The 19,260-nt window shown below is 70.4% G+C and carries 18 protein-coding genes; 6 read left to right on the forward strand and 12 right to left on the reverse strand.

Annotated features, from left to right (window positions below; all coding sequences use genetic code 11):
* The coding region (dnaE, locus tag ABD987_RS03520) for a DNA polymerase III subunit alpha (RefSeq protein WP_345386837.1) at window positions 1-2,780 on the forward strand (2,780 nt) is incomplete at its 5' end.
* Here dnaE and lepB read toward each other — a convergent pair.
* The 7 genes from lepB to ABD987_RS03555 form a co-directional block, all read right to left on the reverse strand.
* Window positions 2,770-3,564: a signal peptidase I gene (gene lepB, locus ABD987_RS03525; RefSeq protein WP_345386839.1), complete on the reverse strand. Its 795-nt coding sequence runs from the start codon at window positions 3,562-3,564 to the stop codon at window positions 2,770-2,772. The genes dnaE and lepB overlap by 11 nt on opposite strands.
* A 39-nt stretch (window positions 3,565-3,603) precedes the next feature.
* On the reverse strand, window positions 3,604-3,936 hold the full coding sequence (locus ABD987_RS03530) for a YnfA family protein (protein WP_345386841.1): 333 nt from the start codon (window positions 3,934-3,936) through the stop codon (window positions 3,604-3,606).
* Between the two features lie 28 nt (window positions 3,937-3,964).
* A complete protein-coding gene (locus tag ABD987_RS03535; RefSeq protein WP_345386843.1) occupies window positions 3,965-5,518 on the reverse strand; it encodes a serine/threonine protein kinase in 1,554 nt (517 codons plus the stop codon).
* Window positions 5,518-7,656, reverse strand: a complete 2,139-nt coding sequence (locus ABD987_RS03540; RefSeq protein ID WP_345386845.1) for a transglutaminase TgpA family protein — start codon at window positions 7,654-7,656, stop codon at window positions 5,518-5,520. The genes ABD987_RS03535 and ABD987_RS03540 overlap by 1 nt, the downstream gene beginning before the upstream one ends.
* Window positions 7,657-7,821: 165 nt before the next feature.
* On the reverse strand, window positions 7,822-8,964 hold the full coding sequence (locus ABD987_RS03545; protein WP_345386847.1) for a DUF58 domain-containing protein: 1,143 nt from the start codon (window positions 8,962-8,964) through the stop codon (window positions 7,822-7,824).
* Window positions 8,964-9,932: an AAA family ATPase gene (locus tag ABD987_RS03550; RefSeq protein ID WP_345386848.1), complete on the reverse strand. Its 969-nt coding sequence runs from the start codon at window positions 9,930-9,932 to the stop codon at window positions 8,964-8,966. Before ABD987_RS03550 ends, ABD987_RS03545 begins: the two co-directional genes overlap by 1 nt.
* Complete coding sequence (locus tag ABD987_RS03555) at window positions 9,929-12,106, reverse strand: fibronectin type III domain-containing protein (RefSeq protein WP_345386850.1); 2,178 nt, start codon at window positions 12,104-12,106, stop codon at window positions 9,929-9,931. The genes ABD987_RS03550 and ABD987_RS03555 overlap by 4 nt, the downstream gene beginning before the upstream one ends.
* 112 nt (window positions 12,107-12,218) lie before the next feature.
* Between ABD987_RS03555 and ABD987_RS03560 the strand changes: the two genes are divergently transcribed.
* Window positions 12,219-13,142, forward strand: coding sequence for a DUF5829 family protein (locus ABD987_RS03560; RefSeq protein ID WP_345386852.1), 924 nt, complete (start codon window positions 12,219-12,221; stop codon window positions 13,140-13,142).
* 18 nt (window positions 13,143-13,160) lie between these two features.
* On the opposite strand, the gene ABD987_RS03565 is transcribed toward ABD987_RS03560, so the two are convergent.
* From ABD987_RS03565 to ABD987_RS03575, 3 genes are read right to left on the reverse strand one after another with little or no spacing between them, the layout of a single operon-like run.
* A complete protein-coding gene (locus ABD987_RS03565) occupies window positions 13,161-13,805 on the reverse strand; it encodes a maleylpyruvate isomerase N-terminal domain-containing protein (RefSeq protein ID WP_345386854.1) in 645 nt (214 codons plus the stop codon).
* Window positions 13,806-13,845: 40 nt separating this feature from the next.
* Entirely contained in the window at window positions 13,846-14,550 is a 705-nt protein-coding gene (locus ABD987_RS03570) for a class I SAM-dependent methyltransferase (protein WP_345386856.1), read from the reverse strand.
* A gap of 34 nt (window positions 14,551-14,584) precedes the next feature.
* Window positions 14,585-14,929, reverse strand: coding sequence for a hypothetical protein (locus ABD987_RS03575; protein ID WP_345386858.1), 345 nt, complete (start codon window positions 14,927-14,929; stop codon window positions 14,585-14,587).
* Window positions 14,930-15,122: 193 nt separating this feature from the next.
* Between ABD987_RS03575 and ABD987_RS03580 the strand changes: the two genes are divergently transcribed.
* Together ABD987_RS03580 and ABD987_RS03585 are read left to right on the forward strand one after the other, a co-directional pair.
* On the forward strand, window positions 15,123-15,860 hold the full coding sequence (locus ABD987_RS03580) for a class I SAM-dependent DNA methyltransferase (protein ID WP_345386860.1): 738 nt from the start codon (window positions 15,123-15,125) through the stop codon (window positions 15,858-15,860).
* 99 nt (window positions 15,861-15,959) lie between these two features.
* A complete protein-coding gene (locus tag ABD987_RS03585) occupies window positions 15,960-16,697 on the forward strand; it encodes a DUF3558 domain-containing protein (RefSeq protein ID WP_345386863.1) in 738 nt (245 codons plus the stop codon).
* Window positions 16,698-16,836: 139 nt separating this feature from the next.
* Here ABD987_RS03585 and ABD987_RS03590 read toward each other — a convergent pair whose 3' ends face one another.
* Both ABD987_RS03590 and ABD987_RS03595 read right to left on the reverse strand, forming a co-directional pair.
* Entirely contained in the window at window positions 16,837-17,490 is a 654-nt protein-coding gene (locus ABD987_RS03590; protein WP_345386865.1) for a cutinase family protein, read from the reverse strand.
* A 205-nt stretch (window positions 17,491-17,695) separates the two neighbouring features.
* Window positions 17,696-18,064 (reverse strand): VOC family protein, encoded by a 369-nt coding sequence (locus ABD987_RS03595; protein WP_345386867.1) that lies wholly within the window; start codon window positions 18,062-18,064, stop codon window positions 17,696-17,698.
* 63 nt (window positions 18,065-18,127) lie between these two features.
* Here ABD987_RS03595 and ABD987_RS03600 point away from each other — a divergent pair, with 63 nt between their 5' ends.
* The gene (locus tag ABD987_RS03600; protein WP_345386869.1) at window positions 18,128-18,583 is read left to right on the forward strand and encodes a MarR family winged helix-turn-helix transcriptional regulator; all 456 of its coding nucleotides are present in this window, start codon (window positions 18,128-18,130) and stop codon (window positions 18,581-18,583) included.
* Window positions 18,584-18,876: 293 nt separating this feature from the next.
* On the forward strand, window positions 18,877-19,260 hold the full coding sequence (locus ABD987_RS03605) for a VOC family protein (RefSeq protein ID WP_345386871.1): 384 nt from the start codon (window positions 18,877-18,879) through the stop codon (window positions 19,258-19,260).

The raw sequence follows: 19,260 nt of genomic DNA on the forward strand, positions 1-19,260 counted from the left end.
ACGGGGATGGTTACTACCTGAAGTCGGCCGCGGAGATGCGGGAGTACTGGGACAAGGAGGTCCCCGGTGCCGCCGACTCCACCCTGCTGATCGCCAAGAGCGTCGAGTCCTACGAAGAGGTCTACGCACACAAGGACCGCATGCCGGTGTTCACCGTCCCGGATGGACATACCGCCGAGAGCTGGCTCCGCGCGCAGGTGACGGACGGGCTGCAATGGCGTCTCCCGGGCGGCGTCCCGGACGCCTATCTCGAACGGGCCGAATACGAGATCGACGTCATTGTCCACAAGGGATTCCCCGCCTACTTCCTGATCACCGCGGACCTGATGGCCCACGCCCGCCGGGTGGGTATCCGGGTCGGCCCCGGCCGTGGCTCGGCGGCGGGCTCGCTGGTGGCCTACGCGCTGGGCATCACGAACCTCGACCCGATCGATCTCGGCCTGCTGTTCGAGCGGTTCCTCAACCCCGAACGCGTCTCGATGCCCGACATCGACATGGACTTCGACGACCGGCGCCGGGGCGAGATGGTGCGCTACGCCACCGAAAAGTACGGTGCCGACCGGGTCGCCCAGGTGATCACGTTCGGCAAGATCAAGACGAAGGCGGCGATCAAGGACGCGGCCCGTGTCCACTTCGGACAACCGGGGTACGCCATCGCCGACCGGATCTCGAAAGCGCTTCCCCCACCGGTCGCGGCGAAGGACATCCCGCTGTCCGGCATCGTCGACTCCCAGCACGAGCGCTACGGCGAGGCCGCCGAGGTCCGCGCGCTGGTCGAGACCGACGAAGAGTGCAAAACGATCTTCGAAACGGCGCGGGGGTTGGAGGGCCTGATCCGCAACGCGGGTGTGCACGCCTGCGCCGTGATCATGTCCGCCGAACCACTGGTCGAGGCGATTCCCCTGTGGCGGAGGGACGACGGCGCGGTGATCACCGGCTGGGACTATCCCTCGTGTGAGGCCATCGGCCTGCTGAAGATGGACTTCCTCGGCCTGCGGAACCTGACCGTCATCGGCGACGCCATCGACAACATCAAGGCCAACCGCGGCGCCGACATCGACCTCGACACGCTCGGCGTCGACGACGAGGAGACCTATCAGCTGCTGGTACGCGGGGAAAGCCTCGGCGTGTTCCAGCTCGACGGCGGCGCCATGCGCGATCTGCTGCGCCGGCTGCGGCCGACCGGCTTCGACGACATCATCGCGGTCAACGCGCTCTACCGCCCCGGCCCGATGGCGATGAACACGCACAACAACTATGCCGACCGCAAGAACAACCGGCAGGCCATCGTCCCGATCCACGCCGAGCTCGCGGAACCACTGAAGGATATCCTCGCCGAGACCCACGGCCTGGTCGTGTACCAGGAGCAGATCATGAAGATCGCCCAGCGTGTCGCGGGTTTCTCGATGGGCCGCGCGGACGTACTGCGCAAGGCCATGGGCAAGAAGAAGAAAGACGTTCTGGAAAAGGAGTTCGCTGGTTTCCGGGAAGGTATGCGCGGCAACGGTTTTTCCGACGACGCGGTCCAGGCGCTCTGGGACACGATCCTCCCGTTCGCCGGGTACGCGTTCAACAAGTCCCACGCCGCCGGGTACGCGCTCGTCGGCTACTGGACGGCGTATCTGAAGGCGAATTTCACCGCGGAGTACATGGCGGCGTTGCTGACGTCGGTGGGGGACAACAAGGACAAGTCGGCGGTGTATCTGTCGGAGTGTCGCCGGCTGGGGATCAAGGTGCTGCCGCCGGATGTGAACGAGTCGGCGTTGCGGTTCGCGGCCGTCGGGGACGACATCCGGTTCGGGCTGGGTGCGGTGCGGAACGTGGGCGCGAACGTGGTCGAGTCGATCATCAAGACGCGTGAGGAGAAGGGGAAGTACTCCTCGTTCACCGATTTCCTGGACAAGTCGGAGCTGGTGGCCTGCAACAAGCGGGTGATCGAGTCGCTGATCAAGGCGGGCGGGTTCGACTCGATGGGCAACACCCGCCTGTCGATGATCCAGGTCCACGAAGACGCCGTCGAAGCCGTCGTCCCCCTCAAACGCCAGGAAGCCATGGGCCAGTTCGACCTCTTCGGCGGTGACGACACCCCACCCGACTCGGCCGCCTCCCCGCTCGCCCACCTGAAGCTCACCGGCGCGGAATACCCGCGCAAGCAGCTCCTCGGCTACGAACGGGAGATGCTCGGCCTCTACGTCTCCGCGCACCCGCTCGACGGCGCGGAACGGATTCTCCGCAAGCACGCCAGGAAACCCCTGGCAGCGCTTCTGGCAGATCCTCCGAAGGAGGGCGAAGTGGTGCTCGCGGGGCTCATCACCGCGCTGGAACGCCGGGTCAACAAGAAGGGCGAGCCCTGGGCCATCTGCACGGTCGAGGACATGGACGCCGCGCTGGAAGTGCTGTTCTTCCCCAAGGCCTACGCACTTTTCGCGGCGGAACTCGTCGAAGACAACGCGGTCGCCGTGAAGGGCCGCGTCAACTGGAGGGAGGACAAGATGTCCGTGTTCGGCGGCGGACTCGTCCCACTCGACCTGTCCGATGTGGACAGTAGCGACGCGGATCAGCCGCTGGTGCTGCTGGCCGTGGCCGAAAGGCTCGACCTCGCCGTGGTGAGCGAGCTGAAACAGACCCTGCTCGCCCACCGCGGCGACACCCCGGTGCGGCTCGAGCTCGTCAGCGAGCGGCGCCGCAGCCGCTACGCCCTCGACGACTACCCGGTGACGGTCGGCTCTCCCCTGCTGGCCGAACTGAAGGGCATCCCCGGTGTGTCGGTCAGGGGATGACTTTGGCGAGCCGTCGCTTCCGCGCGGACCGGGTGATGACCACGAGGAAACCGACGAACCCGGCCAGGAACACCACGGCCCCGCCGAGGAACAGCCAGCGGGCCGTCGCGTACCCGCTGTCGGCCAGCGGGGCGCCGGGCAGCCCCGCGTCGGTGAACGCCGTCGTCGGGGTGAGCGCCCGCGCGGTCACCGGGTTCCCGGCCGCCACGACCACGCCGTACACCTCGGACACCGGAATGGCTCCCGCGCCGGATTCCGTGCTGATGATCCGCGAGTCGAAGGAGTTGTTCCGATGGTCGCCCGCGACGAAGACCGTCCCCGGCGGTACCTGCGCGGTGAAGGCCATCTGGTCCTTACCCTCCTCGGGCGGCAGGTGGAGGTACTCCTCCGCGACCGGTTTCCCGTTGACCTTGATGCGGTTCTGCTGATCGCAGCAGGTCAGTGTGTCCCCGCCGAGGCCGATGATCCGTTCGATCACCCGGCCCGAACGGTCGGCGCCGGGGTAGGAACCGAAGTCGAAGACGATGATGTCCCCACGGTGGAGTTCCACGCCGTCGGCCGACCGGTAGGCGATCATGCCCTGCGGCAGGGTCGGTCCCATACCGGAGGCCCTGACCGCTACCCGGTGATAGCCGAAAAGGGCGGTCCAGCCGCCGTAGACGGCCACGCCCGCCCCGAGGAGCGTGGCGACGATCATCAGCGCGAGTAGCGGCGAAACCCCGCGCCGCGCCGGGGCCGGGGATGACGGCGGCGGTGGGGGCAGCGGAAGATCCGGTTCGGTCACGTCACTCTATCGGGTGAGGCCCCCGTCCGTTACGGAAACTCATCCCGAGCGGGGCGCGTACATGATCACCGCGACCCCGGCGAGACACAGCAGCGCGCCGATGACGTCGTAGCGGTCGGGGCGGTAGCCGTCCGCGACCATGCCCCAGGCGAGCGAGCCCGCGACGAACACTCCCCCGTACGCGGCGAGGATCCGGCCGAAGTGCGCGTCGGGCTGCAGGGTCGCGACGAACCCGTACAGGCCCAGCGCGAGGATGCCGCCGCCGATCCAGATCAGGCCGCGGTGTTCGCGGACTCCCTGCCACACCAGCCAGGCGCCGCCGATCTCCAGCACGGCCGCCGCGACGAACAACAGGATCGACCGGAGAAGCATGCCGTCACCGTAACGGACCGGACCCGGCTCACGACGCGCACTGCGCGCCCCGCACCGGAATCCGGCTGCTGTGGTAGACCTGACCGCCCTCCGTGGCCTGCACCTCGAAGCAGTACCGCAGTTTCGGGTCCACAGGCACCGTCAGGGTGGTGGCCCGCAGCACCAGCTGGGTCCGGGTGCCCTGTCCTTCCGTGGCGATCACCACGCCGGACTCCATCGGCCGGGGTGTCCGCCAGGTGAGCACGATGTCGTTGCCCCGGTCGATCGGCGGGTCCACCACGATCTGGACGTCGGGGGTCGTGGGCGGGGCGGGCGAGGGGGACGACGACGTGGACGGTGCGGGTGCCCCGGACGAACCGTCCAGTGACAGCCACACGACGGTCGCGCCGGCGAGCACACAGGCGGCACCGACCCCCGCGAACGACAGCACTCGCAGCGACCCGGCGACCTTGCCCTTCCCCTCGACCGGCTTGGCGAAGTCCACTTCGGACGGCAGGACGACCGGCGTCACCGCGGAGGAGGCCCCGCGGGACGGCGTGGCGGAGGGCTGGAGCGCGACGGAGGGATCCGGACCGGGCGCCGCCGGGCCCGGGGGTTCGGTGCGGGGCAGGGGCACCGGCGGGAACGTCGAGTCGGTGCCCGACGACGGCGTGCCGGAGAACCCGAAGGGCTCGTCGGGCTGCGTTTTCGGCTGCCACGCCTGGTTTTCGTCTTCCGGCCACTGCGCGACCGGGAACACGACCGGCGCGAGCGACGCGCCCGGCAGCAGATCGGCCAGCTGCTCGGCCACCCACGCGGCGCCCGGCGGGCGGAGTCCCGGCTCGGGCAGCAGCAGCCGGGCGACCAGCTCGGCCAGCGGGCGCGGGACGCCGTCCCGTTCGATCATCGGCACCCGGGTCTTCAGCAGCCGCAGCATGCGGTCGCCGATGCGTTCGCCCAGTTTGCTCGGCAGCGGCGGCTCCCCGGTGAGCGCGGTGTGCAGCAGGGCGCCGAGCCCGTAGAGGTCGCTGCGTTCGTCGAGGGTGTCGGACCGCAACGTCTCCGGCGCGAGGCCGTCCAGCAGCTGTTCGGCCGGCGGCCGGAACGCCCGCCGCAGGGCCACCCCGAAGTCGGCCAGCACCGGCTGCCCGGACATGCGGATCAGCACGTTCGACGGCTTGACCCCGCCGTGCACCACCCCGACCGCGTGCGCCGCCGCGAGCGCCGCGGCGACGGCGTGCCCGAGGCCGAGGACCGCTTCCGGCGTGAGGGCGCCGATCCGCGCGACCACGCCGGCCAGCGACTCCTGGCACAACTCCATCCGCAGCGCGTGTTTGCCGTCGCTGACCTGGTCGATCTCGTGCACCGGCAGGATCGCGTAGGTGTCCACGAGCCTGGCCAGCTTCGTCTGTTCGTCCTCGACGGCGACGAGCGTGCGCCGGTCGAACCGCTCCGGGAACACCTTGAACGCCACCGGGGCGCCCTCGGCGTGTCCGGAGTAGACGGTCGCGACCGGTCCGGCGCCGATCGGGGCCGACCAGGCACCCGGCGAGGTCGTGCCGCCGGAGCGCCTGCGCCGGAAGGACGAACGTTGCTGGGTCATCATGCCACCGCCACCACCTCTCGTGGAGGGAACAGACAGCGTGGATCGAACGCCGCCCGCACCCGTTCGCGCCGCGAACGCCCGGCGAGACTCCGGCGGATCGCGGCGACGGCCGCCCAGGCCTGGCTCAGCGTACCGCCGTCCGCCCCGGTCCCCGACCAGAGCGCGATGTCCACCTGGGCGGCCAGCCACACCAGGCCGTCCACCACGGTCCGGTCCAAGGTGGCCGAGGCGGCCACGGACAGCTCACGGACCGTGGTGCCCGCCGGGCAGGCGACCCCGTGCGCGCGCACCAGGTCCCGCGCCTCCCACCAGGCCGCGATCACCCCGGCGGCACCGGTGCGGCGGCGACGGCGGTGCCGGCGCACGGCCTTGACCACCGGCAGCCCGGCCACGCCCAGCACCGCCAGCACGACCAGGCCCAGCAGCACCGGCAGCAGCACCCGCAGGAACGGGAACCCGGCCGTGCCGGTGTCCCCACTGTCCTCATCGGACGGTGGGAGCTGGGGATCCTTCAGTTCCTTGGTGGGCGGGAGATCCGCGCGCGCCTGCGCGGTCGCCGCGGCCAGCCCGGTCGGCGCGGCGCCCCGAGGGCCGCCGGGGCCCGCCGCCGTGCCACTCGGGTCCAGCGGCACCCAGCCGATCCCGGCGACGGCGACCTCCGGCCAGGCCAGGACGTCGCCGTCGCGCACCACCACCGGCGCGCCGGGCGGGCCGGCGGGCGCGCGGAACCCGACCGCGATCCTGGCCGGGATACCGACGATCCTGGCCAGCGCCACGTAGGCCGCCGCGAACTGCTCGCTCGTCCCGCGTTTGGTGCGGAGCAGGAAGTTCCCCAGCTGCGGCCAGCCGCTGCCGGTGGGCAGGTCCGGGCCGGTGGCGACGTGGTAGTTCGTGCTCAGGTAGCGCTCCAGCACGAACGCGGCCTGGAACGAGGGCCGCAGCCCGCCGACGGCCGTCCTGGCCAGCTCGCCGATGCCCGGCGGGACGGCGCCGAGCCCGTGGGCGGGCACCGTCGAGTCGATCGGGGCGTCCGCGAGCTTCCTGGCGTCGACGTCCGGTTCACGCCAGCTCAGCCGGTAGTCGACCGGCCCGGGCGGCTGCTGGGCCAGCAGCATGCCCGAATCGGGGGCGATCAGCGGGGCGGTCCCGGTGAACTCGGCGGGCGCGGCCTGGCTCGGCAGCCACGGAACGTCCACAGTAGACGCGGTGACCTGTGCGCTGTGGACGGTCGTGGGCACGGTGAGGCCCGGCGCGGCGTCGAGCCTGCTGCCCATCCTGCGGTAGTCGTCGTCGGGGAACCAGCTCGCGCCGTCGAACTCCGCCAGCACGGCGAGCCGCCAGCGATCGACCCGGTCGGGGCTCGTGTAGCTGAACACCGGCGTCTCCGGCCGCTTCAGCCGGGCCGCGACCTCGTCGAGCGGATTGACCACCCGGGTCGGCGGCAACGGCACCTCACGGCCGGTCCGTGCCGAGAGGGACGGCCGGTTCCCCTGGTCGAACACGGTCACCAGCACCGCGCCCGCCGTGCCCAGCAGCACCGGCGCGACCAGTGCCAGCGCGGTCACCCGGCGGGCGCTGACCGACGACGGGCGGCGCAGCACGAACAGGGTGGCCGCCAGCGCGGCGTAGGCCAGCCCCGCGGCCGTCGCGACCGGCCCCGTCAACGCGACGTACGCCTGGCTCAGCCCGAGCAGCGCCAGCCCCGGCACCAGCGCGGCCGGGGTCCAGCGCAGCAGTTCGACGGCCGCCACGGCGGCGAGCAGCACCGCCAGCGGCACGAAGAGCAGGAGTTCGGCGTCCGGTCGCGCCGGCCAGGTCGACTGCAGGGTCAGCTGCCACGACTGGCTCGCGCCCGCCACGAGCGCCCGCAGCGTCTCGCCGGTCGGCAGGCCCGCGCTCGTGGTGTCGCGCAGTTCGGTCTCGACGATCGCGATCAGCCCGAGGACCACGGCCAGCAGCGGCCGCCACGGCCGCAGCACCGGCAGCCGCGCGCAGAGCTCCGCCACGAGCGCGCACGAGACCAGCACCGCCGCGATCGGCAGCAGGAGCGGGACGAACCCGAACACCGGCGTGAACATCAGCCCGGGCACCGCCGCCGCGAGCAACGCGCACCAGACGGCCAACCGCGACCTCATGCGATCGCCTCGCTCCGCGAGACAGTGTCCAATTCCTTATGGCGCATGATGTCTTCGATTCGCTCGCAAGCGTCGCTCATGCGATCGCCTCGCTCCGCGAGACAGTGCCCAATCCTTCTTGGCGCATGAATCCCTTACAGCGCAACATATCCATGGTTCGGTCACTCATCGCGGCATCACCGCGTTCCAGCGGCGGACGGCGTCCACCGCGCCGTGCGCGGCCACGACCTTCGCCCCCGGCACCACCGGCACCACCCCACCGCCGAGGGCGACCACGACGAACGGCGAGTACCGCGAGCGCACCCCGGTCAGCGACGCCAGATCGGTGGCGGGCAGGGCCCCGGTGACCACGGCGAGCCCGCCGCCACCGGACCGCGCGAGCGGACCGGGCACCAGCGCCAGCCCCTGGTCGCGGTGCGGGGCGAGCAGGGTCAGCTCGTCCAGCAGCAGCCGCACCGCCGTCGGCCCGCCCGCGGTCGCGACGTCGAGACCGCACGAGGTGAGCAGGCGGCAGCGGTGGCCCGCCCCGGCGGCGGACGCCGCCAGCGAGGCGGTGAGATCGACGGCCTCTTCGAACTTCTCGTCGGGGAACCGGGTGTCGAGCAGGACGGTGAACCTCGGCTGGTCCGGGTCGGTGTACTCCCGCACCATCAGCTGCCCGGTCCGCGCGGTGGCCTTCCAGTGCAGGTGCCGCACCTCGTCCCCGACCGTGTACTCGCGCACCTCGCGCAGGTCGAAGGAACCGCGCAGCGCTTCGTTCGACCCCACGCCTTCGTGGTGGTGCCGGGGATGCCCGCCCGCGAGCGCGCGGACCGGGTGCACCCGCGGATGCACCCACAGGGTGGTGGTGTCGCCGGTGGTCACCCTCGCGCGGCCGAGCCCGAACGGGTCGACGCGGTCCAGCGTCAGCGGCCCGACCTGATGCCGTCCCCGCCGGTCGGTCGGCAGATCGTAGACCCGCTCGGCCTCCCGGCCCGGCCGCAGCGCGGGCACCGCGACCGCGTGGAACCCGCGCCCGATCCGGTCGCCCGCGGTGAAGCCGGCCTGGCGCCGGTTCGCGGTGCTGCGCACCCGCAGCTTCGCGAACGCGGCCCCGCCGCGCTCGACGCGTTCGGGATAGACCTCGCGGGTGACCTCCACCCGGGGCCGCCGCGCGGTGAGCGCCAGCGCCGCGAGCAGGGTTCCGCCGCAGAACCCGGCCAGCGCGAGGAGAAGCGGATAGCCCGCCCACTGGCCGGCGGCGAACAGGACGGGGGTGGCCGCGAGTACCGCCACGCCCCGCCGGGTGGGCCGCATCGCCGGGGTCATCAGGCCCCCGAGCGGGTCATCCCGGGCGCCGGCACGGCGGCGAGCACCTTGTCGATCACCTCGGCGGGCGAGACCTGGTTCAGCTCCGCCTCGGAGGTCAGGATGACGCGATGCCCGAGCACCGGATGCGCGATTTCCTTGACGTCGTCGGGAGTGACGAACGCGCGGCCACGCGTGGCCGCGACCGCCTGCGCCGCGCGGATCAGCGCGATACTGCCGCGCGGGCTCGCCCCGTACCGGAGCGCGACGTGCTCGCGCGTGGCCGCCGCCAGCTTCGCCGCGTACTCGCAGATCGCGCGCTCGACGTGCGAGGCCCGCACCTGCGCCACCGCGCCGAGCAGCGTCGGGATGTCCACCACCGGGGACAGGTCGTCCGGATCGACACCCGCGCAGTCGCTCATGATCACCATGACCTCCGCCGCGAGATCGGGGTAACCCACCTCCAGCCGCATGAGGAACCGGTCGAGCTGGGCCTCCGGCAACCGGTAGGTGCCCTCCATCTCGATCGGGTTCTGCGTCGCCACCACGAGGAACGGGCGCGGCACCTCGTGCCGCACGGAGTCCACGGTGACCGTCCGCTCGGCCATCACCTCCAGCAGCGCCGACTGCGTTTTCGGCGTGCCGCGGTTGATCTCGTCGGCGAGCACGATGTTGGCGAACACCCCGCCGGGATGGAACTGGAACCGCTCCGCGTGCTGGTGGTACACCGGGACCCCGGTGATGTCACCGGGCAGCAGGTCCGGGGTGAACTGGATGCGGTTCCAGCCGCCGCCGACACTGCGCGCCAGACAGCGGGCCAGCGTGGTCTTGCCGAGACCGGGGACGTCCTCCACCAGGAGGTGTCCCTCGGCGAGCAGCGCGGCGATCGACAGGCGCACCAGGTCGGGCTTGCCACGGACCACGGTCTGCACATTCGCCGCGATCCGTTCGTAGACCTCGTGCGCCGGTACCGCAGGCGCTCGATTCATCGTTTCTCCCACGTAATCGTATTGGATCTTGTGATCACTCTGCCGTTGGCGTCAAGCACTTCGATCCGGACGTTCTGACCGGGCTGGTCGTAATCGATCTTGTTGTAATTCACGGAACCGTTCGCGTCGGTCGGAGTGGCGTTCTCCTCGTGGACGACGTGGCTGGCGCCAGAAACCAGCCTGAGTCTGTATACAGTATTCGCTGCGAAGCCCCTCAAAGACGCGTTGACCCAATAGCAGTTCTTAGAGCACTTGTCGCTAGAGGCTGGCGCGCCCTGGCTGATCGTGATACTCCCCTGCGTCGCGATCTGGAGCGTCGTCGACCTGGATGGGCCGTTCAGCGTTTGTCCGTCGGCGGTTTTCGTGACCGCGTAAACAGTGAAGGTGACCGAGCCGCTTAGCCCATTGAATGTCGCGCTCGTCCCGGGAACGTTTTGCGTGGGCTTACCGGTCGCACTGACCACATAATTCTGAAGCGTTCCACCATTCATCGGGGGCGCTCCCCAGGTTACAACCGCCGCGTTGCCGCCCTGCTGCTTCGCGGCGAGGTTGGTCACCGCACCCGCGGCGGCGACTGGAGTCACCGTGGCCGACGCGCCCGGTCCGGTGCCCGCCTTGTTCACCGCGCTCACCGTGATCGTGTAGCGGGTTCCGTTGGTCAGCCCGGAAATCGGCGCGCTGCGCGCGTCACCGGGGACGGTCGTCGACCCGCCCGCCCAGCTGATCTTGTAGCCGGTGATGGGTGCGCGGTTGTCCGCCGCCGCACCCCACGACACCGTCGCCGAGCCGTTGCCCGCGGTGGCCGACACCGAGGACGGGGCGCCGGGCGGGCTCGCGGGCGCCACTGGCGGCTGGGGCGTCGGGGGCGGTGGCTTCGGCGGTTCGACGGGCGGCGCCGCCGGTGGTACCTGGGGTTTCGGCGGTTCCGGCCGCCGGGGTTCCTCCCGGCCCTGCGGGCCCTGCCGGTCCCCCGGTCCCTGCTGGTGCTGCCCACCGGGCGGCGCGGTGGTGCCCTGGCCGCCGGGACGGTCCGCGGGCGGCACGACGCTGCCGTCCGGCGGGTTCTGCGGTTTCGGCACGTCACCGGTGCGGTCGCCGCCGATGGGGACGTCGACGATCTTGCCGTCGTGGTCGACGACGAGCACGTGCGCGCCCTCGGCGCCGTCGACGTAAACCCGGCCGTCCTCGCCCCGGCTCACCCGCGGCGGACCCGCCTCCTCCGGAACCGGCTGCGAGCCGACCTTCCTGCCGGTGACGTCGTAGGTCACCAGGGTGTTCGACTTCCGGTCGACCAGCGCGACGACCCGGCCGGTCGACACCGGATCGCTGTACTCGCCCTCGGGCAGCTCGACGATCACCGGCTTCTCGCCAGGATTCGCGCTGACGAAGTACAGGTGCCTGCTCGGCCGGTCCAGGATCGCGACCCGGCCGGAAACATCGTTGGCCGCCGGGTTCGCGTGCGGCGAGGGGGTGAAACCGAGCGGCACCGGTGTGCCGAGGCCCGCCGCGCCGACCGGCCGCAGATGGGCCGCGGTGGTGTCGACGAACCAGGGCTGGTCGGCGACCAGGGTCAGCGCGCCGGTGTGTCCCGGCGGGACGGTCACCGGGCAGGCCGAGAGCTGGTCCGCGCCGCTGACCAGATCGCACAGCAGCGCGGAGGTCCTGCGGAACAGCCACAGCGTCCCGTTGCTGGTGGCGACGGGATCGCCCACCGGCCCGCCCGCCGACATCGACGCGGGCGGACGGCCGAGCCGCACCACCCGGCCCGCCTCGCGGTAGACCAGGTACGGCCCGCCCGCGGTCTCGACCCCGACCGCGACCTCACCCGTCGGCGGCGCGATCGAAGGCTCCACATGGAGATTCGACTTGCCGAACTCGGTGATCCGGTCCTGGCCGACGACGTAGCCGCTGCTGTCGCCCTGCACCACCTGGCTGCCCGGCCCGCCGGGGACCGGGGCCTGGGCGTCGACGCTGCTGGTCGCCCCGTCGACGTGGAACACCGAGCGCGCGGCGAGGTTGTAGACCCAGTGCCCGACCGGCAGGAACTGCATCCCGCCCAAGGGCTTCGCGGCCCCGGTCAGCGCGACGGTCACCGTCGCGCCGCAGGTCACGGCGATCAACACCACTGGTACACGACGGCGCCAGGCACGGGCGCCCGCAGTCGTCCCCTTCACCGGGCGGAGCCTAGACCCGGCCGCCGGGAGGGGTCCCGAAACCGCCGGACAGCCGTGGCGGAGCGGCCGAAAAGACCACCGGAACGGGTTACGTCGAATTACCATCCCTGCCATGACGATTCGCCGGACGTTGCGCAAGACCTTGCTGTTCACCGCGGCACTGACCGTCGCCCTCTCCGGGGTGGCGACAGCACAGGCCGAGACAACCACGCCCGAAAGACAGTTACTGTTCTTCAATCACTCTTATGGAGTACTGGACCGGGAAACCGCCGACGCCATCGAGCATTCGGCCTACCTTCGGGACTTCGCCAGCTTCGAGGTCCGCACCACGACCGGGTCGGGCGGGGAGAAGTGGACCGGCCGCTACCTGCGGGGCCGCGAAACCTACCTCGAACTGTTCGGGGTCGGCGACGTGGCGGGCCAGGACGGCACGCTCGGTGCCGCCGGGATGGGGGTCTCGGTCGAGCGGTCCGGTGACCTCGCCACGGTCGCCGACCGGCTGAAGGACGAAGGAGTCACCCCGCTCAAGTTCCTGCAGACGCGGGACTTCGGCGACGGCGTCCCGGTGCCGTGGTTCGACGCCGTCTTCACCACCGAAAAGTACGACGGCTTCGGCGCCTGGGGCATGGAATACCGGCCCGAGTACTTCGCCGACGCGCGAAGCAAGACCGAACCGGCGCGCTTCCCCGGCGACGTCGGCCGGGAACGCTACCTGAACAACGACTACCGCGATCACCAGATGCGGGACGTCGCGGGCATCCACCTCGCGGTCACCGAAGGGGACCTCGCCAGCACCGTCCCGTTGCTGAAGGCGGGCGGGTTCGCCGTCCGGACCGTCCCCGGCGGCGTGGTGGCCACGCGCGGCGGCACGACGATCCGGTTCGAGGCCGTCCCGCGCGCCGCGGCCGGGCTGCGTCAGGTCGAGCTGACACTCAACCGGCCGGTGGCGGGCAGGCACGAGGAGCGGATCGGGCACTCGACGCTGGTCGTCGGCCCCGGTTTCCGCGCCGTGTGGACGTTCCCGGCGAACGGCTGAGGAACACCGGTTCCCGGGTCAGAAGGCGGAAATCACCCGGGAGCGCTCTCGCCGCGTCAGCGCGCTGATCACCGCGGACTGGCCGTGCCGCCGCACGGCCAGCCGCACCAGCAACGCGCGCACCGGGGCGAACACCTCGTCCGGGAACTCCGGAGTGGGCACGCCGACGCTCAGCGCCAGATCGTCGGCGTGCACCACGATCTCCAGCATCCGGGTGAGCAGGAAGTCGTCCCGGCGCAGTGCCCATCCTTGCCAGGGAAGGAAAACGGTGTCTCGCGCGCGGCCGTCGGCGAGGATCCCGCGTACCGTCTCCGATGCCGTGGCGACCCGCTCCAGCAGCGCCGCCACCCCCAGTTCCGCCTCGGCGTCGTCGGGGCCGCGGTCGTTGGCCGGATCGTCCGGCGAGGTCGAGGTGACCCACGCGGCCCGGTGGTAGTGCGCGTCCACCGAGTCCAGCGCCGGGACGTCCGAGGGCACCGGCAACAGTTCCGCGGCACGCACCATCTGCCGTCCGAAGTGACACGCCAGCGCCCCGACCGACAGTTCCGGCAGGACGCTCGGCCGCGCCCACCGGTCGGCGACCTCGGGGCGCCGGATCAGGTCGAGGGTGATCGCCCCCGCCGTCGGGAACACCGCGTCCAGCTGATCGATTCGTGTCCGCACCCGGGCAGTCTGGCAGATCTTTCCCCGGCGCCCCAAGGCATTAACCGGGGAAGGGCCGGGCCTTCAGCCACAGGAACAACGGGAACCGGGTGCCGTGTTCCCAGAGCCCCTGCTCGTCCCGGACCTTCGCGGCGGGTTCCCGGATCGAGGTGATCGCCAGGCCGGCGGCTTCCAGGGCGCCGGCGTAGGTTTCGATCGGCCGGGCCCACCCGGCGAAGTGCATGCTCAGGCCCCGTGCCTCGGCGGCGGTGTCGAAATGCCGCTGCTCGAAGTACGTTTCGCCCGCTTTGAGGAGTTCGAGATCCACCAGCGGATGCACGACCGAGAGGAACAGCGTCCCGTCCTCGCGCAGCACCCGTTTCATCTCGCCGACCGCCGCGGGCACGTCCCGCACGTCCATCAACATGTTATAGGACATGACCAGGTCGAAACTCGCGTCCTCGAACGGCAGAGCGCCCGCGGGCGCGACGACGTACTCGTGCGCGGACCCGGCCTGCTCCGCGGCGGCGACCATCTCGGCGACGGCGTCGGCCGCGGTCACCTGGTAACCGAGGGCGGTCAGCAGCCGCGAAACGCGGCCCTCGCCGCACCCGACGTCCAGCGCTTTCCCTTCGCCCGCACCGAGACAGTCCGCCAGCGCGTCGCGGTAGGCCCAGAAGGCGTCGTGGTCCGGCGCCCGCGCCCAGTCCACCCACTCCGCCGCAACGCGCGTCCAATGTTCCTTGTCTCCGCGCGCTTCCCCCATGAAACCTCCTTGTCGTGGAACGGGAACGGTGCCGTCAGCGCACGGTCAGGTTGGCCACCATGATGACGCCGAGGAGCATCCCGATCCCGCACAGGACCATGCCCACGATCGCCAGCGCCTTGCCGCGGCGCGCACCGAGACAGCCGATGATCCCCAGCGCCACGCCAACCACACCGGGCGGGAACGCGACGTAGGCACGCACCCCGGTCAGGTCGACCGGGAGGAGCGGCGCCACGCAGGCGCAGAGGCCGAGCACCAGCGCCGCGACGGCGTAGCCCATCCCCTGTGGACGGTCGGCCGGCGGCGGCCCGCCGGGCCATCCGGCACCACCCGGCTGTGGGACCGGCGCGTTCGGTTGCGACGGCGGGCCATACGTCATGGGAAATCCTCACTCGCGAAGGACCATCGGCACACACGGGCGGGAGCTCGGCGGGCTTCCGAAGCGCACGTTCATCGAAGCCGTTCCCCCGATCGGAGGACGACGTTACACCACGTCCCGGCCGTCCGGACGGGTTCCGGCGCGTCCCGAAAATCGGTGGACGGCGCGGCCGGACGCGGTGATGGTGGAGTGCATGCGCCAGGAGGAGATCTGGGATGCCGACGCCGCGCAGCACTACGACACACCGGGTACCGGCATGTTCGCGCCAGAGGTGCTGGGACCGGTGGTGGACCGCCTCGCCGCGCTCGCGGGCGACGGTCCGGCACTCGAGTTCGCCATCGGCACCGGCCGGGTCGCCGTCCCCCTCTCCGCGCGCGGGGTACCCGTCACCGGCATCGAACTGTCCCGCCCGATGCTCGACCGGCTCCGTACCAAGGTGGACGAACAGACGATCCCGGTGGTCGTCGGCGACATGGCCACCGCCACCGCGCCGGGGCGCTACCCGCTCGTCTACCTGGTCTACAACACGATCTCGAACCTGCTCACCCAGGACGAACAGGTCGGCTGTTTCCGCAACGCCGCGCGGCATCTCGTCCCCGGCGGCCGGTTCGTGATCGAACTCGGCGTTCCCGATCTGCGGACGCTCCCGCCGGGACAGGACGCCGTGGTCTTCCACTCCGAATCCGGCTATCTCGGCGTGGACACCTACGACGTCGTGCGCCAGCACCTCGTCTCGCATCATTTCGAGTTCGGCGAGGGCAGGCGGTTCCGGCTGGGCCGCAGCCCGCACCGCTACGTCTGGCCCGGCGAACTCGATCTGATGGGCAGGCTGGCCGGGCTGGAGCTGGAGTCCCGGCACGCCGACTGGTCCGGCGCCGAGTTCACCGCCGAATCCACCTCCCACGTTTCCGTCTATCGCCTGCCCGTATAGGTCGTTATACGCAGCTCAGCCTGGCCGGCCCCGGGCCGATCTCGGCGATATCGGCGCGGCAGGCCGCGCCTCGCGTCGAGGGCGGGCACAATCTCGATGGTGATCACGGAGATTTCTCGCCGTCGAGGTAAGGGCCCGGATCCGGCCGCACAGCACCGAAGCCGGGCGGAGCAAGATGACCGCGAGCAGATGAACCAGGAAGCAAGGGAGTCTGAGCACCAGATGCCGCACCGCACCGTCCGACTCGCCGCGGCCGCCGTCGCCGCGATCGGCCTGCTCGCCGCCTCCGCCTGCGGCGGTGGGACCGGCGGGGCCGGAGGAACTGCTCAGCCGCCGGCCGGCGCAGGCTCAAGCGCTCCGGCCGACAGCGGCGGCTCGGGTCCCAAGGTCCCGTCCCCGCTGCCTGCCAAGGACCTGATCGCCGACCCGTGCGGCGTGCTCAACGCCACGGAGGCAGAGCAGGTCGGCCTCAAGTATCCCGGTGAGAAGAGCACCGGCGCGCTGAACGGCTGCCGCTGGACCTCCTCCGGAAGCAACCTGAACTTCGTCAACAACACGCCGATCGAGCAGAACAAGCACGGGATCAGCGACATCTACGCCCAGAAGGCCAAGCAGGCCTACTTCGAACCCACCACGATCAACGGCTACCCGGCCGTCTTCGCCGCCACCGAGGACAGCCGCTCGAACGGCGTCTGCACCCTCTGGGTCGGTGTCACCGACCAGCTCGCGGTCTCGGTCCTCCCGAACATCAGCATGGGTTCGAACAAAAAGGACCCCTGCGGCATCGCGAAGAAGTTCGCCACCGCGATGATCGGACACCTTCAGGGGACATCGTGACCGTCACTCGACCTCCGCGTCGGCTCACCGGCTGAAGCTGTGGTCACAGCCGACCAGCTGATGGCCCGCGAAAAGACAGGCCATCAGCTGGTTCCGCACTCCGTTTCCGCGAATCCGGCCGCCCCTGGAGGCGTTCCGGCTACCAGTTGGCGGGGTGCCAGGCGCCGTTGAACCACATTTCGTTGGCGTTGTCGTTGTGGTGGTTGCCGTCCCAGTCGCTGGGGTAGTTCTCCATGTGGGCCTTCGGATACTGCGTGGGATCGGCGGACGCGTCACAGATGTAGTCCCAGTTGCAGACCGTCTTGACGGGCACGTTGCCGAAGAACCTGTCGGTACCGGCCAGCGGGAATCCGATCACACCGCCGAACGGCTCACCCGAGCCGTTCGCCCCGGGAGGGCCCTGGCGCTTGGGGTCCGCGATGAGGATGGCGTTGACGTTGTCGAACGTCTGCCAGTTCTCCGTGACCCACGTGTGCACCACCGCGGCCCCCAGGGAATACCCCATCATCTTGACGTGCTGGCCCGGGCACGCGGCACGCTGGTCACGGACCAGCCGGTTCAGCTCGTTGACGCCGGTCCGGGCGTTGGCGCCGGTGGGAAAACGAGCGTCGTACCCGACGTGCTGCGTCACGTTGTAAAAGCCGTCGTGATCCCAGGTGCTGCCCGTCCCGCCCACCGCGATCGAGTACGTGCCCTCGCACGGAGCGGTCGCGTGCGCGGCCGGCGCGCCGACGAGCGCCTGCCCCGCGATCGCCAGAACACCGGCCACGAGAACCGAAAACCTTTTTCGCATGCAAACCTCCGCATTCGGTTGTTCTACCCGTGGCGACGGTAATGACGACCGATGAAATATGGATGACACCGGAGACGCACCCGCACGGCAGCCACCCACGATCCCTCGAATGGGCTACTCGGCCTCACCTTCGAGAACCCGCACAGTTCTCGAAACGCCTTTACACCATCGTATTTTTCCGCGCTCCTTCCACCACGTTCGCCCGTCAGGTGCGGTCGTGGAGGGTGACCCGGTAGCCGTCGGGGTCGGCGAAGGTGAACGTCCGGCCGAAGGGGCCGTCGATCGGCGCGGAGACGATGGTGTGACCGTCGGCGACGAGCGCGTCGTGAATGGCCTGGACGTCGGTGGCGTGCAGCCAGATCGCGGCGCCGATACCGGGCTGGGCGACGGAGTCGAGATCGGTGCCGGGAACGATGTCGCGCAGGGCGAACGCGATCGGCTTCGTCTCGAAGACGACGGCGTGCGGAGGTCCGGCCGGCGAGCGGACGAGGCCGAGGTACTTCTCGTAGAAGGCCTGCGAGGCGTTCAGGTCGCGTGCCTGGAACGAGATGAAGTCGGGGCCGGTGGCGGGCATGGTGCTACTCCTTCTTTTCGTGTCAGTCTTCTGACACGAGTCAATGTATGTCAGAATACTGACATGAGTCAAGACGGGGCGGGTGTCAACCTGGAGACGTCACTGGGTTACCTGCTGAAAGAGGCGTCGACCGCCCTCCGCGTGGCCATGGAGGAGGTACTGCGGCCGCTCGGGATGAGCGTGACGCACTACTCCTGCCTCGAACTGCTGGCCCAGCGGCCGGGCCTGTCGAACTCCGAACTCGCGCGGGGCGCGTTCGTGACCCGGCAGTCGATGAACGTGCTGCTCCAGACCCTGGAACGAGAGGGCCACGTGACCAGGCCGACGGAGGCGCCCGTCGGGAAGGTTCTTCCCACCCGGCTCACGCCTCGCGGACGACGGAGTCTCGAAAAGGCCAGCGCGGCGGTCCGGTCCGTCGAGGTCAGAATGCTGGCCGGCCTGACCGGGGCCGAGCGGGCGGAGGCGTTCCGGATCCTGCGGGGCATGATCCGTTCCCTGCGCGAGGGCGACGGCGCATAGCTCGTCACACCCACGCCGGGCGCACACCCCTACCGGCCGGATTTCCTTACCCGGCCGGATATTACTCGTCGCGGGCGACCGGGCCACCCTCGGCGGGCACCGGTAGCCCGCAGACGGTGTCGCCCAGGGAAGCCAGAAGAGCGGAGACTTTCCGGTGGCGCGCACCCCTTGCCGCTGTCATCGCACCATCGTGCCATCGACGGGCAAGCGCCTTGACCTCCAGTAAACTGGACATTTTATCGTCGGCAGTGGTCCGGTGCCGACCGCGCCGGCCCGACACCGGAGGGAGCATCATGGCCATCCAGCTGAACCACACGATCGTCGCGGCCCGCGACAAGGCGGCGTCGGCGGCGTTTCTGACCGATCTGTTCGGACTGCCCACCGCGTCACCTCTCGGCCCGTTTCTGGCGGTACAGGTGGACAACGACGTGACGCTGGACTACGTGGACAGCGAAGGCGAAATCACCTCACAGCACTACGCGTTCCTGATCAGCGAAGAGGAGTTCGACACCATCTTCGGCCGGATCACCAAACGCGGCCTGGACTACTGGGCGGACCCGCACAAGGAAAAGCCAGGCGAGATCAACCACGCGGACGGCGGGCGCGGCGTGTACTTCGACGACCCGAACGGGCACAAGCTGGAGATCCTCACCCGCCCGTACGGCAGCGGAAGCTGA

Source organism: Amycolatopsis samaneae (assembly GCF_039541975.1).
Classification (GTDB): domain Bacteria; phylum Actinomycetota; class Actinomycetes; order Mycobacteriales; family Pseudonocardiaceae; genus Amycolatopsis; species Amycolatopsis samaneae.

What these genes read in the sequence shown, in the direction of transcription:
- ABD987_RS03575 (WP_345386858.1), bottom strand. Translation starts at nt 14,929, where the DNA reads ATGACGTATGGCCCGCCGTCGCAACCGAACGCGCCGGTCCCACAGCCG.
- ABD987_RS03590 (WP_345386865.1), bottom strand. Translation starts at nt 17,490, where the DNA reads ATGCGAAAAAGGTTTTCGGTTCTCGTGGCCGGTGTTCTGGCGATCGCG.
- ABD987_RS03600 (WP_345386869.1), top strand. Translation starts at nt 18,128, where the DNA reads ATGAGTCAAGACGGGGCGGGTGTCAACCTGGAGACGTCACTGGGTTAC.
- ABD987_RS03540 (WP_345386845.1), bottom strand. Translation starts at nt 7,656, where the DNA reads ATGAGGTCGCGGTTGGCCGTCTGGTGCGCGTTGCTCGCGGCGGCGGTG.
- ABD987_RS03580 (WP_345386860.1), top strand. Translation starts at nt 15,123, where the DNA reads ATGCGCCAGGAGGAGATCTGGGATGCCGACGCCGCGCAGCACTACGAC.
- ABD987_RS03535 (WP_345386843.1), bottom strand. Translation starts at nt 5,518, where the DNA reads ATGACCCAGCAACGTTCGTCCTTCCGGCGCAGGCGCTCCGGCGGCACG.
- ABD987_RS03550 (WP_345386848.1), bottom strand. Translation starts at nt 9,932, where the DNA reads ATGAATCGAGCGCCTGCGGTACCGGCGCACGAGGTCTACGAACGGATC.
- ABD987_RS03605 (WP_345386871.1), top strand. Translation starts at nt 18,877, where the DNA reads ATGGCCATCCAGCTGAACCACACGATCGTCGCGGCCCGCGACAAGGCG.
- ABD987_RS03530 (WP_345386841.1), bottom strand. Translation starts at nt 3,936, where the DNA reads ATGCTTCTCCGGTCGATCCTGTTGTTCGTCGCGGCGGCCGTGCTGGAG.
- ABD987_RS03570 (WP_345386856.1), bottom strand. Translation starts at nt 14,550, where the DNA reads ATGGGGGAAGCGCGCGGAGACAAGGAACATTGGACGCGCGTTGCGGCG.
- ABD987_RS03545 (WP_345386847.1), bottom strand. Translation starts at nt 8,964, where the DNA reads ATGACCCCGGCGATGCGGCCCACCCGGCGGGGCGTGGCGGTACTCGCG.
- ABD987_RS03560 (WP_345386852.1), top strand. Translation starts at nt 12,219, where the DNA reads ATGACGATTCGCCGGACGTTGCGCAAGACCTTGCTGTTCACCGCGGCA.
- ABD987_RS03595 (WP_345386867.1), bottom strand. Translation starts at nt 18,064, where the DNA reads ATGCCCGCCACCGGCCCCGACTTCATCTCGTTCCAGGCACGCGACCTG.